Source organism: Tessaracoccus lubricantis, assembly GCF_039544535.1.
In the GTDB taxonomy this organism is placed as follows: Bacteria; Actinomycetota; Actinomycetes; order Propionibacteriales; family Propionibacteriaceae; genus Arachnia; species Arachnia lubricantis.
The window spans coordinates 36,468-52,102 of the sequence record NZ_BAABLV010000035.1 but is presented as its reverse complement, the minus strand read 5'-3'; the positions used below and the strand labels follow the sequence as shown (position 1 = coordinate 52,102).

Here is a 15,635-nt window from a genome sequence, read left to right as displayed (position 1 = left end):
AACGGTGGTGGGCCAGTGAGGGTGGAGGAGTTGGGTGGGTCGCTTACTCACCGGACCCGCGCGTCTGGCTGTCGGCCCTCGCCAGTTCTCATAGCATCGAGACAATCATTCGTACAGAAGGCGAGCCGCACGTTGATCAAGCCAGACGCAAACTTCATCTGGAGCATTGCAGACATGCTGCGAGGGCCGTATCGGCACAAGGAGTTCGGCACAGTCATCCTGCCCTTCACGGTGCTGGCGCGGTTCGACTCAGTGCTGGCCGACACCAAGGAGGCTGTGCTCGAAGCCTCTGAGCGGTACGAGAAGTCCCCCAGCCTGATGCGCCACGAGATGCTGCGACGGGCCTCCGGTCACTCGTTCTACAACACCTCGCCCTTCAGTCTCGCCAATCTGGGCGACCCAGCCAACAAGGCAGCGAACCTCCTCAACTACGTGGAGGGCTTCAACGACGAGGTGCGCGAGGTCTTCGAACGCTTCGACATGCCGAAGATCATCAGCGACCTGGACGAGCGGAACCGGCTGGACGGCATCGTGGCCAAGTTCGCAGCCCTCGATGTCCACCCTGACCGGGTGAGCAATGCCGAGATGGGCGACGTGTTCGAGGAACTGATCCGCCGCTTCATGGAGTCGAGCAAGGACCTCGCTGGTGACTACTTCACCCCGCGTGAGGTCATCCGGCTGATGGTCTCGCTGCTCTTCGCGCCGGACAGCGAGGACCTATCCGACCCGCACCTCATCCGGCAGGTCTACGACCCCACCTGTGGCACGGGCGGCATGCTGTCGGAGGCCCACACGTGGATGAGGGATCACAACGGACAGGCCACGCTGAGTCTGTTCGGGCAGGAGTTCAACCGGCAGTCCTTCGCCATGGCCAAGGCCGACCTCATCATCAAGAATCAGGACTCCTCGAACATCTACTTCGGGGACACGCTGCTGGACGACGGCCACGCCGATAAGACCTTCTCCTACTGCCTCGCCAACCCTCCCTTCGGACAGGAGTGGAAGGTGCAGCAGAAGGCGGTTCTGGAGGAGCGCGAGCGGGACGGCGAGGACGGGCGGTTCGCCGCTGGCGTCCCGAGCGTCAACGACGGGGCGATGCTGTTCCTCCAGCACCTGGTCTCCAAGATGCGGCCCGCCTCTCAGGGCGGCGGACGCGGTGCCATCGTCCTCAACGGCTCCCCGCTGTTCACTGGCGACGCAGGGTCCGGTCCCTCAGAGATTCGCCGCTACCTGCTGGAGAACGACCTCGTGGACGCCATCATCGGCCTACCCACCGACCTCTTCTACAACACGGGCATCGCCACCTACATCTGGATTCTCGACAACGACAAGCCCATCGAGCGCCAGGGCAAGGTGCAGTTGATCGACGGCACTGCCCAATGGGTCAAGATGCGCAAGTCCATCGGCAGCAAGCGGCGCATGTTGTCCGAGGCAAACATCGACACCATCTCGAACCTCTACGGGGCATACGAAGACGCCGACCCTGAACTCTCCCGAGTGATGGCCACGGAGGACTTCGGCTACCGCACCATCACGGTCGAGCAACCGCTGCGACAGGTCTTCTCCGTCGACCAGGACAAGATCGACCAAGCGCTTGGACTCACGGCAATCAAGAAGTTGGACGACGACACCCGCCAGCGGCTCCGGGCCGCGCTGGAGTCACTTGACGGACAGACCACGTGGAAGTCGAAGACCGAGTTCGACAAGGCATTCGGTCCCGCACTGGCCACTCAGGAGATCGGCCTCACCCCGGCCAACCGTCGCGCCGTCGCCTCGGTGTTCGCGGGGTCAGACCCTGAGGGCGAACTCGTGACGGACCGGAAGGGCAACCCTGAACCAGACCCCTCGCTTCGTGACACCGAGAACGTGCCCCTCACCGAGGACGTGGACGCCTACGTCGAGCGCGCAGTCCTCCCCTGGGCCTCGGAGGCGTGGGTGGACGATTCCAAGACCAAGATCGGCTACGAGATTCCCTTCACCCGTGTCTTCTACAAGTACGTCCCGCCCCGTCCGCTCGCAGAGATCGACGCCGATGTGCAGGTAGCCATCGCACGAGTTCAGGCTCTCTTCGCGGAGGTTACGGCGTGACCCTCACGAGAGGATTCTGGCTGCCACAACTGCCACCAAGGTGGGCCGTGTCGCCCGCGAAGTCTCTGTTCGGGAACCGAACCGAGCCGAGCCACGATGACGACGTTCATCTCACGCCGTCCCAGAAGTACGGCGTCCTGACTCAGGAGGCGTACATGGAGGTCTCTGGGTCATCAGTCGTCCTGAATCTGACTGGCTCGGACCGGATGCGTCATGTTGAGCCGGACGACTTCATCATTCACCTCCGATCATTTCAAGGTGGAATCGAGCGGTCTGAACTCCGTGGGAAAGTCAGCATGGCTTACACAGTCCTAGCCCCTCGACGCCTTCTTGTGCCACGGTTCTACCAGTACCTAATGAAGTCGGCCATCTACGTGGGGGCACTCGGTTCAACCACCGACCAACTAAGAGACGGTCAGTCCATCAAGTACGACGGCTTCGCGCGTCTCGACCTACCCGAACCGCCCCCGGGCGAGCAGCAGGCCATCGCAGACTTCCTCGACCGTGAGACTGCACAGATAGACGCCATGATCGAAGCACAAGAAGGTCTGGTGAGCGGTCTTGCTGAGCGCCGTTCAGCCGTGATCAGCACGACGCTGGATGCGGCTCGCCCCGTTTCTCGCCAGCGATTCAAGCACGTAGTGAGTTCCGTCCGGCAGGGCTCAAGCCCACAATGCGAATCATTTCCTGTCTTGGACGATGAAGACTGGGCCGTACTTAAGGTGGGCTGCGTAAACGGCGGTGTTTTCAACCCGCGTGAGAACAAGGCCCTGCCGCCTGAGAGCATCCCGTCGCCGCAACACGTTGTACGTGAAGGTGAACTACTGGTTTCGCGCGCGAATACGCGCAACTTGGTTGGGAGCGCAGCCGTAGTTCGCGGACGGTTCGAGCACCTGCAACTTTCCGACAAGTTGTATGCCTTCGCCTTAGGCGAGAACTCACCGGAGTTCGTAGCGAACCTCTTGGCAACTCCTGCCTACCGAGAGCAGATCGAGTTGCAGGCCACGGGCGCGAGTCATTCGATGCAGAACATCACGCTTGCCTGCTTGCTAAATCTACCTATGGCCCTACCTTCGCCGGACGAACAGCGAGAGGCAGTCAAGGCGATTCGCAGCCGAACGAAGGTAATGGAAGAAATGAGCAACGAGGCCGAGCGGATCGCCGCCCTCCTCCGTGAGCGCCGAGAAGCCCTCATCACCGCCGCTGTCACGGGCAGGATCGACCCCCACACCGGCATCGAACGTCTGGAGGACGCATCGTGAGCGAGGCGTACAAGGAACTGGCCATGGAGGAAGAAGCCGTGGCCATGTTGGTGGAGCAGGGGTGGGTGCACGAGGAGGGGTCTGCCGCGCGCTACGACAAGCAGCGAGCGCTGTTCCCCGAGGATGTGTTCGCGTGGCTGGAGGCAACGCAGCCGGATGAGTTGGCCAAGATCATCAAGCCGACGATGGACACGGCAGCCCAGGCCAAGGCTCGTGAGGGCATCCTTGATGCCCTGGCGGACAGCCTCAGCAACGTGTCTGGGGGCGGGGGTGCGCTGACGGTTCTGCGCAAGGGCTTCCGCAGGGTTTCGGCTCGGTTCAAGATGGTGCAGCCAAAGCCCACCGAAACGATGAACGCGACCACGGTGCGTGACTACGAGTCGAACATCCTGCGTGTCGTTAGACAGGTGCACTACTCGACCACCAACCCGCAGAAGGCCATCGACCTGGTGCTGTTCTGCAACGGCGTCCCGGTGGCCACCATCGAGTTGAAGACCGAGTTCACCCAGTCGGTCGTACGCGGTCAGGTGCAGTACAAGAACGACCGCAACCCCGGAGCAGACGGCAAGGACGTGCTGCTGGTGTGGGGTAAGCGGGCGCTGGTGCACTTCGTGGTCACCGACAACGAGGTCTCGATGACGACCAAGTTGGACGGCCCGAAGACGACCTTCCTGCCGTTCAACCAGGGCAACGGCACCGGCATGGGCAACCCCCTCAACCCGAACGGAGCCCGCACCGAATACTTCTGGCGCAACGTCCTCGACCGCGATGCGTTCCTGATGATCCTCACCAAGTACCTCGTCATCCGCACCGACGAAAAGCCAAACCCGGTCACGGGCAAGGTCGAGAAGTCCACCTCGCTGCGCTTCCCCCGCTATCACCAGTGGGACGCCGTGGAGAAAGTCATGGAGGCAGTCTCCGAGCGAGGCGTGGGCGAGCGCTACCTCATCGAGCACTCGGCGGGCTCAGGCAAGACTGACACCATCGTGTGGACTGCCTTCCGCCTCGCCGCCCTGCACCGCGACAACAAGAAGGTCTACGACTCGGTGATCGTCGTCACCGACCGCAACGTCCTTGACAAGCAGATGTCGGCTGCGATGCGCCAGTTGGACCCCAACGGGGCGCAGATGGTGCGGATCGACGGCACCGGAGCCTCAAAGTCGGAGGAACTCGGTGAGGCTCTTCGCCTGAAGACGCCGATCATCGTCGTGACGATCCAGACGGCTCCCTTCGCGTTGAAGTACCTCCGGCTTCAGGCCGAGAAGTCAGGTGGGCACTACGCCGTGATCGCGGATGAGGCGCACTCGTCCCAAACCGGCACAGCGGCGGCGAAGTTGAAGACGGTCCTCAGCCCGAGCGAGCAGGCGGACGTGGAGGATGGGGGCGAGGTGGACGCCCAGAGTCTGCTGGCGGCGGAACTGCCCCAGCGCGCCGAGACACCCAACCTCTCCTACCTCGCCTTCACCGCGACTCCGAAGGCGAAGACCCTCGAACTCTTTGGCACCCCCGACCCGGACGACCTGGACGAGAACGGCGAGCCCCGTCCCAAACCGTTCCACCGCTACACGATGCGGCAGGCCATCGAAGAAGGATTCATCCTCGATGTGCTCCAGAACTACACCGAGTACGAAGTCGCCTACGAACTGGGGCTGAAGGCTCGCGATGAGGACATCCCCTCGGTCGACAAGGAGGCCGCGCGCAAGGCCGCACAGCGCTGGGTGATGCTGCATGAGCACAACATCTCCCAGAAGGTCGACATCATCGTCCGGCACTTCCGCGAGACCATCGCGCACCTACTGGGCGGTACGGCCAAGGCCATGATCGTCACCTCTTCGCGCAAGCACGCGCTGCGCTACTACAAGGCCATCGAGCGTTACACCGCCAAGCACGGCTACGACGACGTACACGCCCTCGTGGCGTTCTCCGGCAAGGTGATCGTCTCCGGGGAGGACACCGACATCGCCCCGGACGATCTGCTGCACGAGGGCGAGTACACCGAGGCCAGCGTGAACACAGGCACCAAGGGCAAGCCCCTCGATGAGGTGCTCAACGGTCCCGCCTACCAGGTGATGATCGTGGCCAACAAGTACCAGGTCGGCTTCGACCAGCCGCTGCTCTGCGCCATGTACGTGGACAAGCGCCTCGACGGAGTGATGGCTGTCCAGACGCTCTCCCGCCTGAACCGGACATGGGCGGGCAAGGACAAGGTGTACGTCCTCGACTTCGTGAACAAGGGCGAGGACATCCTGAAAGCCTTCCTGCCCTACTACGAGGGCGCTCAGATCGAAGCGCGCACCGATCCCGACCTGCCCAATCGCCTGGCCATGCAACTCGATGCCGAGGGGCTGGACCGCATCTACACCCATGCAGAGATCGAGCAGGCTGCCCATGCTGTAACAGACCCGGAGGCGACCCACAGTGCCGTCGTGGGTGCTGTGGACCCCGGCACGGAACGCTTCTCCAACCTCATGCGCGAAGCCCGCGATGCCGACGACGAGGAGGCACGCCTGCGCCTCGAAGCCTTCCGGTCGAATCTCTCGAACTACACCAAGGCGTACGACTTCCTGTCCCAGATCATCCCCTACGACCTGGAGATGGAGAGCCGTTCGATCTACTACCGCCTCTTGGCGAAGCGCCTGCGCGAGGAGAACGAGAGCATCATCGTGGAGATCGGCAGCGTCGCGCTGGCCAAGTACCGGGTCGAGAAGACGGGCACCCAGTCGCTGAACCTCAGCAAGGGGGAAGCGACGCCGCTGACGCCCTTGGCCGAGATGGGCACTGCCGAGGCGCGGGAGCGCGATACTGCCCACTGGTCGGAGATCATCGACGCCATCAACAGCCTGTTCGCAGACAGCGGCCTCAGCGCCGACGACGTAGTGCCTGAGATCGAGAGCGTGCTCCGAGACGCCAAGAGGGACGAGCGTCTGGTGGCGAAGGCGAAGGCCAACTCGGATGCCGACTTCAACGCGGACGGGACGGTCGTAAACGAGGTCCTCAGCAAGTTCATCGACAGGCGGGAGAAGAGCGAGGAGATCATCGCGGCCCTGCTGAGGGGCCAGAACATGACCACCTTCTCGAACCTGCTCGCCATGCTCGGTTTCCGCGAGTACCTGGCCACCGTTGACTACCAGTTCCCGGAGAACGTCGAGGTCGAGTTGACGCCGGAGAACCAAGGTCGAGCGGTTGCTGGCCACGGGGGCTCTGTGGCCGGGCGTCAGGACCCTAACTTTGTCGGACCTGTCTGGTAGGCATTGGCGAGAGCACGGGAGAGGCCCGAGGCTCGCGGAAAGGGGGCCAACTATGGCCAAGTCAGTCTTCTACTCGTTTCACTACGACCGTGACGTCATGCGCGTCCAGCAGGTGCGCAACATCTGGGCGATCCAAGGGCAGCCTCTGTTGGAACCCCAAGACTGGGAGTCCGTGAAGGGTCGGGGCAAACAGGCCATCAAGGACTGGATCGCAGACAAGATGTCGGGGGTAGACGCAGTTGTCGTGCTCATCGGTGCCCAGACCTCTACCCGGGATTGGGTGAAGTACGAGATCGCCTACGCCTGGAACAACCACCTTCCTCTGGTCGGCGTCCATATCCACGGGCTTGCCGACCCCCGAACCGGCACTGACCACAAGGGCCAGGACCCCTTCTGGGAGATGCGAGACGACAAACTCGGCGTTATGGGCCAGTACCTCAACACCTTCGATCCGACTGGAGCGAACGGATCGGAGACCTTCAGGAACTTGGAGAGGTATATGGGCTACTACGTCGAGCAGGCGAGGCCGGGGCAGGGTTGAGCATGCCTCCGCTCCAGCAAGACTGCCCCTTCTGCGAGATCGTCCAACGCGACGATCCAGACGCACGCGAGGTCTACAGGGACGAGCACGTCGTAGCCTTTTTCCCGACCGAGCCTGCCGTCCTGGGCCACACGATGGTAGTGCCACGTGAGCACGTCCCAGACGTGTGGTCGCTCTCTGAGGAGACCGCGAGTCACCTCGCCCGGGCTACGGTCCGCCTTGCCGGGGCAGTCCGGGAGGCTGTCGAGCCCGAGGGGCTGAACATCATCCAGTCCAACGGTGAGGCTGCCACCCAGACCGTCTTTCACCTCCACGTGCACCTCGTGCCACGTTGGGAGGGCGATGCGATGGGACCGATCTGGCCGGAGGAGACCGACTACAGCGAAACCGACAAGGACCGTATGCAGGGGCGACTGCGGGACGCCTGTCGAAGGATTACCCGCCCATGACCGACGAAAGCACGACCTCTCCACCGCCCGACCCTGAAGACAGGCGCAAGCACCTCGACTTCATCCAGGCCATCGTCACGCGCATGTCCGCTGCGTCCTCCAACGCTAAGGCGTGGCTCCTGCCAGTAGTGACCGCCGCGTACGGCTACGCCCTCACTCAGAAGGCGGACTCCGTGGCTCTCCTTGGCCTTGGAGCCACGCTGCTCTTCGCGTACCTCGACGCCAACTACCTGCGTCAGGAGAAGCGGTTCCGGAGCCTCTACAAGGCTGTTGCCTCTGGGCGGTACAACATCGCGACCTTCTCGCTCCAGCCAGACGACCTGCCATCCGAGGTACCGACGAAGGAGAAGGGGGATTGGCCCGCTGGCACGCCGCGATGGATCAACCGACTGCTGCCCGGGCCGAACGTGTGGCTCTCATGGTCGGTCGGCGTGTTCTACGTCCCCGTCGCGCTCTTGGGTGTCGTGATCGCCTGCATCGTCCGGTAGAACATCTGTGTGCGTACCCTCGGCAGCACCAAGTCATCCAAGGTCGATCCGAGAGGGACCGTCATGACCCAGCACCACACCCCCGACGACGCCCTCCAGGCCGACCTGGAGGCCCTCGGAGAGCAGTTTGAAGCCGAGGAGCGCGAGGACCGTCGCGTCGACGCCGAGCGCCGTCGCAAGGGCCTCCCGGAGCCTGAGCGGGACATCAAGACTTACCCCGGTTTCGCGGACGGCGGAGCGACTCCCCGGAACTAGCGACCCACGACCCAAGCCTCTTCGAGAAGCAGAGTCGCAAGCGCGTACTCACACCGATCTCGGTCGATGTCGGGCACGAGGTGGGTGAGCCGGTCGAGGGCGGCATTGCTCGCCTCGAAGACAGCGGTGATGAGGGTCTGCTGACTGGTGTCTCTCTTCATGCGCCTGGACTGTAGCCAGGAGGAAGGACAATCCCAGCCGCTTCAAGGATTCCGGGATTGAGGCAGTCCCCTACGGCTGCTGGCCTAACCGTGAGGTCGGCGCGTCGAGCCCGAGCAGACCACCATCCTCCGGGGACAATGGATCATGCGGTTCACAGAGCAACACGAGGTCGAGCGGCCAGGAGACGCCGACTGGTTCGATCTCAACGTCGAGATGGACAGCCCGCTCTACGTGGACCCCTTCCTCCTCTTCGATGACCCCGACCCCTTCTGGAGCGCCGGGCACGACGAGATCATCGACTTCTTCGACGCTGTCCTGGACCTGCTGAAGAAGGCTGACGGCCAGCGCGAGTCGATGCACTGGAAGAAGGCAGAGAGGTTCCTCCAGTTCCCCGAGCCCAAGGAGTTCGCCCTTGGGCTCTCCATGGGCCACCCAGTGGGCGCGGGCATCGGCCCAGACCTCGCACGGGAGATGTGCGAGGAACTGGAGTTCTTCAGGGAGCGTGGTCGAGGCTCGGACGACCGGCTCCTCGGGATGATGGCCGTGATCGTGAACGGCCTCGGGGTGGACCGCATCAGCGACATGGTGTGCAACATCCTGAAGCAGCGCTTCCTCACCTACACCCAGCAGGTCTGCGAAGCACTCGGCATTCCCATGCAATCGCTGAGCCTCCCGAACGCCTCCTGGACCCGGCAGGGATGCCGCTGGCAGTCCTCCACGGTTGACCTTCCGGTGAGCCCCGTCTTCAGGGGCGGAGTGCTGCTGACGCCTCAGAGGTTCCTGAAGGAGATTCCTCGCGTCACTCCCGATGGCTTCTGGTCGTGGGCCGAGAAGAACGAGAACGAGACCCTCAGGTTCGACCTCAACTACGACCTGGCCGACTCGCTGGACCGGCGCGAGAAGGCTCGAAGGGGTCGCGAGTTAGCCCACCGCGCCCTCCACCTACTGGAGGACTACGTGGACGAATCCACGAGCGAGATCGCACCCTATGACGTGGATGGTGACCCCAAGGGACTCGTCCGCTGGGAAGAGGCGGGCAAGGAGATCGCCCACGCCAGTACACCTCCTGTCGCGCCAGAGACCCAGGAGGAGTTCGAGCCCTGGCTCCGAGGGCTGGCGGAGACCTTCAAAGGGGCCGTCGAAGACAACGGCCTGTGGCGGGCGCTGTGGGACGACGGCATCACCAAGCACCGGCCCGAGAACATCGCCCAGGTCATCGCCCGCTCCACGTGGATCGAGCACTGCCGTGCCCGTGACATCGACATCTCCCGCGAGGCAGACTGCGGGCGTGGCCCCGTCGACTTCAAGTTCGCACGCGGTTGGCAGATGCGAGGGCTGATCGAGGTCAAGCACATCTCCAGCACTCAGTTCGCCCATGGGGCCGAGACCCAACTCCCCATCTACCTGAAGGGAGAGAAGGCACCCTTCGGCATCTATCTCTGCATCGGCTACCGGGACAGAGACTTCGAGGAGGAGCGGTTGGGACTCGTCAAGAGCACCTGCGAAGCCATCACCGACCAGGGCAACACGCGGCTTGTGCCGGTGTTCGTGGACGCACGCCCCAAGAAGTCTGCGTCGAAGGCTTAGGAGCATGGCGTTTACCGAACGACGCGCAGTCGAGCGATTACGGGCCGCTTGGGCGGTAACGTCGTGGCAGTGAAGCAATGGCCATGGGAGGGAGCCGTCCAAGAGGTTTTCGCGGACGTGCTTCTGCATCACGGGTGGCAGATCGAGTCGCTCACCAACACGGCAATCAAGGCCCCTGGGATCGACGTTCTGGCGCACAAACAGGATCGCTCCCTTGGGGCCGAGGTCAAGGGATACCCCTCCACCGCCTACGAAGACCCTGCGCGAGCGGGCGAGACCAAGCGCAGCAGCCCCAGCGGGCAAGTGCGGAACTGGTACGCCAAGGGCGTGCTCGCTGCGCTGATGCTCCGCGAGGCCCAGCCCCGTCGGGAGTCACTCCTCGTCCTTCCCGACGAACCGCGCTATCGCGCTCTCTTCGCTGCAACACGGACGCCGCTAGCGGGTGCTGAGGTCCACGTCCTCCTGCTCCGCAACAACGGGGACATCTGCTGTGGGAGTTGGCATCCGTGACCACTACGGACTGGCCAGATTTCACGTGATCTCAGAGTGCCAGTTCGCATCGCCAACTCTGGCCACTTACATAGACGTGTTGACCAGTTTTGATGGGATCAGACAGCCTGCGGTGTGATCGTGCATGAGGTGCTGGTGAGTCGGCGCACCACGTACTGGTTGAGACTCAGATGCTCGGCGGCGGCTTCCATGGAAAGTGTGCGGTGCAGGCTTTCGCCTACCCGAAGATTGAACTTTCCGGAGTACGCCCGCTCCGAAAGCGGCCTAGGAACGATTTCCCCTGCGTCTTCCAGGTCGGCCACGGACTCAGCGACCAGATCCACCAGACCCTGCAAGGCGGAAGCCTGCGAGTCGGCGAGCCACGTCAGCGACGGGAACTCCGCGCAGGTTGCCACGAACTCCCCGTCTTCTGCCGACCACGTCACCCGGTAGGTGTACCGGGACGCGTCAACGTGCTGGATCGAGGACATCACTTCTCCTCCTTCTTGTCGATTGCAGCGAGGACTTGCCGCACTTGGTAAGGCTTGGCCCGCCCTTCGCTGTTCTGAATGTTCACGCGTGGGTCCCCCGGCCAAGGAGTCTTGAACACTGCATGTGAGCCACCCGATCGTCGAGCAGGTCCGAAGTAGTGTTCGCAGACCCTATGGAGATCGTCGTAGCGCACATTCCGCGGGTTCTTACGCATCGCAGCCACGATCCTGTCTACCGACGCCACATCATCATGGTACCGCCTGTAGTACCATTAGACAACAGGCTGGACCTAACGGTGACCGTCGGCGCCGACGAGCACGCCCATCGGCGTCGTAGACCAACAAGCCGTACGACATCATTGGCAACCCACACCTGTGTTGCCCTGATAGCGGGGCCGCTTTTCATCGCGGCGTAGGCGGCCCCCTCCCACTCCGCCTTGTAGCAGTGGTGTGCGCTGGCGGTCACTGCAGTGACGGCCATGATTCCCGACACGGCGACGGCCGTGAGGCCGATGCGCCGGTTCAGCTTGGACATGTCTTCCCTTTCCCCCAAGACGCCCGCTCAGGCGCTGGTGGCACCAGCCTTCAGGGAAAACTTGAACGTGCCAATACGCACAGGTACGTACTTGACCGTTCCAGCGACGGTTTGCCCGGCCCGTGTCTCAGCGGCCGAGCATGGCCTCGGCCACGCCGTCGATGTCCTGCGGCTCATCTGCCACGATCAGCCACTTGTCCTCCACCGGACGGCTGGGACGAGGAGCCCAGCTGTCCAGGTGGCGCCCACGCCGCTCCGGACCGTCGTACTCGACGAGCGGGAGTCAGCGCGCCCCAGCTTCGCCACTTTCCCCGTGGCTGCCCGCCTCCCTTGGGTAGCGTGGTGCATCTGCACCCGTGGGTGCCGAACAGAGAAGGAGCACGCTCATGTTCAACTACGAAGAGATCATCGAGGAACTCCCGATGGACCAGATCGCCCATCAGGTCGGAGAGCCCCGCTCCGAGGTCGAGAACGCCGTCCGCAACGCACTGCCCGCCCTGCTGATGGGGATGGGCGCCAACGCCCAGGACCCGGCCGGCGAGGCCTCCCTGGCCCGCGCGTTGCAGGACCACGACCCCGGACTCCTGCGTGGCGGCGTCGACCTCGCCAGTGTCGACACGGCCGACGGGGCCAAGATCAGCCACCACATCTTCGGCCGAAACGAACAGGCCGTGATCAACCAGCTGGGCGGCGTCGGCGGCGGCAGCGGCCTGATCCAGAAACTCATCCCGATCCTCGCACCCATCGTCATGTCATGGCTGGCCGGCAAGCTCATGGGCCGCGACGAGCGGCAGGGCGACGCCGGGCAGCGCTCCGGCGGCGGGCTGGGCGACATCCTCGGCCAGGTGCTCGGCGGCAACCGCGACGAGCCGGCGGCCCCGCCGTCGACCGAGCAGACCAACCCGCAGTTCCGGGCCCCCGAGCCGTCCAACCGGCCAGGCGCCCCCACCATGCCGTTCCCGGACGACAACGAGAACCCGCTCCCCCAGACCCAGCAGACCAACCAGCCGAGCGGCGGCGGGCTCGGGGGCGGCGTGCTCGGCCAGATCCTCGGTGGCCTGCTGGGAGGCGGCCGCCGCTGAACTGACGACCCCGGTTGCCCAAGACCGGTCCAAGCAGTGCGTCGGGACGCCAGGCCTCAGTAGCATCGCGGCAGTCGATCTCTCGGAGCCTGCATGCGATTCGGACGCGCCCTCACCACCCTCCTCCTGGCCCTGGCACTCCTGGGCACGCCATCACCGGCGCACCCGGCCACAGGAGTCCTCTCCCGGACGCTCGAGGTGCTGCCGACGGGCAACACGGTGGTGCTCGACGTGGGTACCGGTCGCGGTACGGGCATGGCGAGGGAGTCCGCGGGCATCGCCGTGGCCACCGGCGCAGTGGTGGAGGCGCGGGTGGCCAACGGGGTGGGCAGCGTCCAACTGCAACTGCTCACCGATGCCAGTCAGACGGACCGTTCCGTCGACGTGCCGGCCAGCGGTGCCTGGGTCCGGGTCGACGCCGCAGCAGACTCCGGCCTCTTCTTCCGGCTCAAGGACGCGCGGGTGTGGACCAGCGCGCCCGAGGTCGAGTTCCGTGTCGCGAGCGGCACGCACTACACGATGCCCGAGTACCGCCTCGGCGATGGGCACGCCCGGTTCATGACCCGCTGGGACCAGAGCGCCTCCCCGTTCGCCGTGATCGTCGACCAGAGCGTGTCCATCCTGGTGCCACGGGCGGACAAGGAGACGGTCAGGACCATGCAGGGCGGTCGCTTCGCCGACCTGGACGAGGTGATCGGCTTCTATCGCGACGTGATCGACACCTACGACCACTGGCTCAGCCTGAGCGCCGACGACCCGGCCCCCCGTCACCGACCCCTTGCCCATCGCTACTTCGTCCGCCCGGACCGCACCGGTGTCGGCGCTGCGTACTACGCGGGCGGCAACTTCCTGGGCCTCAACGGCGCCACCTCCCTCCCCTACATCCTCGGCAACGACCAGTGGTTGATCCTGCACGAGATCGGGCACGGCTACGACGGCTTCATGACCTCGGCCGTGACGGTGGGAGACCTCCAACTGGGTGAGGTCTGGAACAACATCTATGCCCACGCGTACGAATCACGGGTCATGTCCGTCAGCCGCGGTTGGCTCCACGGTGAGGACAAGGCCGGGGCCCAGGCTTCGTTCGACCAACAGCGACGACAGGCCGGCGGGGTACTCGACTTCAACCGGATCGACCACCGCGCCCGACTGGACGTCTTCGCCCGGATCACCGACCTGACGGGTACCGAGGGCCTACGCCAGTTCAACCGGCACCTGCGGGACCTCCACGTCGAAGGGGCGCAGCCGAGCACCATCCGCCGCGCCGATCTCGTCGCCCTCCACTGGGGGGCACCCAACGGGGTGAACCTCATCCCATGGCTGGAGAGCCACTCCGCGGCACTCAGCCCGGACGCTGCAGGTCGGCTCCTCGACCTGGCTCCGCTCACCATGGCGATGCCACTGCGCGACCTGCTGCCCGAGGCTGAGGCCACCTCCGCCGCCTCCGCCCTGGGGCTGTCCAGCGCCGGTGACCTGGCCACGACCGAGCAGCTGCGCCAACTCGGTCCCACCACCACTGCCCGAATCCGCGCGGAGGGCGCACCCGACGCCGTCGAGGGCAGACACGTGTCGCTGCACGACGGGCCGCAGCAGGTGGCCACCGCCCCCTTCATCGACGGCGTCGCCACCTTCACCGACCTGCCGATCGGCACCTACACGGTGCGTTACCCCCAGTCCCGCAGCACCGGTTTCGTCCCCGCCTCGGATTGGCTCCTCGCCGGCACCGCGACACCGGCCGACTCCACCGTCGCCTATGCCTCGGACGCCGACTTCACCGCGGTCGGCGACGTGGAGCTGCGCCTCCTCGGGCTGGCAGACGGTCTCTTCGCACAGGTCTCCTACGACCGGAGCGGGGCCCGGGTGACGCTGACCGATCCGATGACCTCCCGCCCCCACCCGTACTTCCCGGCGTCGTCGCACCCCGACGGCTACGCCGACGTGCGCGTCACGGACCCAGACGGGCAGGTCTCCCTGCAACGCTCCTTCCTCGGCGACGGGAAATCCGCCGGTCCGATCGAGACCGTCGTGCCAGCACCGGTCGGGACGAAACTGACGATCACGCACCAGGAGGCGGCGAGCCGATTGCGCCCGGTCTCGCCCACCACCGGCGGCCCTCGCGCCGACCTGGCACCCCTCGGCCGCACCACCACCTACGTGGTCACGCCCTTCGGCCTTGCCAGGGAGGGCGACACCGCCACGCCTGCGCACGCGCTCATCGCCGAGACCACCGCCGTCCTCGAAGCCGTGGCAGCAGATGCGGCCGACCACCCCGGCGGATGGCTCGCCCCCAGGGCGGCCGCGGCCCGGGCCGCCGTCGAACTCCTGCCAGCGGACGAGCGGGAAACACTGCTCACGCGGTTCGGGGATCTTCTGGACGCCGCGCTGACACCGGCTGGCGACCCCCTCCCCAGCAGCCCGCCGCCGTCGCCCGAGCCGTCGCCCTCCGCCTCACCGACGCCGACGCCCACCCCCACCCCCACGCCCACCCCGACGCCGACACCAACCGCACCGAAGTTCGTCCCGACGGCGCCGTACACCAAGGCGGGAGTGCACCACGTCAACGGCCGCACCTGGCAGACCTCGTGTGAGCCCTACTCGCGCACGGTGCGCTGCCGCACCGACATCTGGGCCACGGTGGTCGGCCTCGAGGACGGCCAGTTCGTCCGGACGCAGGGCTGGGCCTTCAACAACCTCACCTACCTGCCCTACATGACCGAGGACGCTTGGCGCGGCAACCCGTTGGCGGCCCACGACATGGACGGCTTCACGTCCGGCGGGCGGCAGTGGCGCACCGAATGCCACACACCGCAGACGGGTAGGGGTGCGTGCCGCAGCTACACCCTCACGACGGTGTACGCGGCCACCGCCGAACCCGCGGGCGGCTACTCCTTCAGCCAGTCCAACCAGTGGGTGTTCAACAACATCGTCCTGTTCGGGGGTCCGTCGTTGCGCTGAGCC

12 protein-coding genes and 1 pseudogene are annotated in these 15,635 nt (G+C 65.0%); 10 read left to right on the top strand and 3 right to left on the bottom strand.

Annotation, left to right across the window (positions count from 1 at the left end; translation table 11 throughout):
• Nucleotides 1-15 precede the first annotated feature (15 nt).
• The 7 genes from ABEA30_RS10535 (at nt 16) to ABEA30_RS10505 (ending at nt 8,331) form a co-directional block, all read left to right on the top strand.
• A complete protein-coding gene (locus ABEA30_RS10535) occupies nt 16-2,088 on the top strand; it encodes a type I restriction-modification system subunit M (protein ID WP_345582590.1) in 2,073 nt (690 codons plus the stop codon).
• Nucleotides 2,089-2,444: 356 nt separating this feature from the next.
• Nucleotides 2,445-3,350, top strand: coding sequence for a restriction endonuclease subunit S (locus ABEA30_RS10530; RefSeq protein WP_345582588.1), 906 nt, complete (start codon nt 2,445-2,447; stop codon nt 3,348-3,350).
• Complete coding sequence (locus tag ABEA30_RS10525) at nt 3,347-6,598, top strand: type I restriction endonuclease subunit R (RefSeq protein WP_345582586.1); 3,252 nt, start codon at nt 3,347-3,349, stop codon at nt 6,596-6,598. Before ABEA30_RS10530 ends, ABEA30_RS10525 begins: the two co-directional genes overlap by 4 nt.
• A 52-nt stretch (nt 6,599-6,650) precedes the next feature.
• A complete protein-coding gene (locus tag ABEA30_RS10520) occupies nt 6,651-7,139 on the top strand; it encodes a TIR domain-containing protein (RefSeq protein WP_345582584.1) in 489 nt (162 codons plus the stop codon).
• Nucleotides 7,140-7,141: 2 nt separating this feature from the next.
• Nucleotides 7,142-7,588: an HIT family protein gene (locus ABEA30_RS10515; RefSeq protein WP_345582582.1), complete on the top strand. Its 447-nt coding sequence runs from the start codon at nt 7,142-7,144 to the stop codon at nt 7,586-7,588.
• Nucleotides 7,585-8,076, top strand: a complete 492-nt coding sequence (locus tag ABEA30_RS10510; protein ID WP_345582580.1) for a hypothetical protein — start codon at nt 7,585-7,587, stop codon at nt 8,074-8,076. Before ABEA30_RS10515 ends, ABEA30_RS10510 begins: the two co-directional genes overlap by 4 nt.
• A gap of 63 nt (nt 8,077-8,139) precedes the next feature.
• Complete coding sequence (locus ABEA30_RS10505) at nt 8,140-8,331, top strand: hypothetical protein (protein WP_312722383.1); 192 nt, start codon at nt 8,140-8,142, stop codon at nt 8,329-8,331.
• On the opposite strand, the gene ABEA30_RS10500 is transcribed toward ABEA30_RS10505, so the two are convergent.
• Entirely contained in the window at nt 8,328-8,492 is a 165-nt protein-coding gene (locus ABEA30_RS10500) for a hypothetical protein (protein WP_169836084.1), read from the bottom strand. The genes ABEA30_RS10505 and ABEA30_RS10500 overlap by 4 nt on opposite strands.
• 145 nt (nt 8,493-8,637) lie before the next feature.
• Between ABEA30_RS10500 and ABEA30_RS10495 the strand changes: the two genes are divergently transcribed.
• Complete coding sequence (locus ABEA30_RS10495; RefSeq protein ID WP_345582571.1) at nt 8,638-10,080, top strand: hypothetical protein; 1,443 nt, start codon at nt 8,638-8,640, stop codon at nt 10,078-10,080.
• Nucleotides 10,081-10,688: 608 nt separating this feature from the next.
• On the opposite strand, the gene ABEA30_RS10490 is transcribed toward ABEA30_RS10495, so the two are convergent.
• Nucleotides 10,689-11,060 (bottom strand): type II toxin-antitoxin system HicB family antitoxin, encoded by a 372-nt coding sequence (locus ABEA30_RS10490; protein WP_345582569.1) that lies wholly within the window; start codon nt 11,058-11,060, stop codon nt 10,689-10,691.
• Nucleotides 11,060-11,197 (bottom strand): annotated as a pseudogene (locus ABEA30_RS15955) (toxin HicA); the annotation flags it as partial. The pseudogene ABEA30_RS15955 and the gene ABEA30_RS10490, both read right to left, overlap by 1 nt.
• 784 nt (nt 11,198-11,981) lie before the next feature.
• Here ABEA30_RS15955 and ABEA30_RS10480 point away from each other — a divergent pair.
• On the top strand, nt 11,982-12,677 hold the full coding sequence (locus ABEA30_RS10480) for a DUF937 domain-containing protein (protein WP_345582565.1): 696 nt from the start codon (nt 11,982-11,984) through the stop codon (nt 12,675-12,677).
• A 93-nt stretch (nt 12,678-12,770) separates the two neighbouring features.
• Entirely contained in the window at nt 12,771-15,632 is a 2,862-nt protein-coding gene (locus ABEA30_RS10475) for a putative mucin/carbohydrate-binding domain-containing protein (protein ID WP_345582563.1), read from the top strand.
• Nucleotides 15,633-15,635 lie beyond the last annotated feature (3 nt).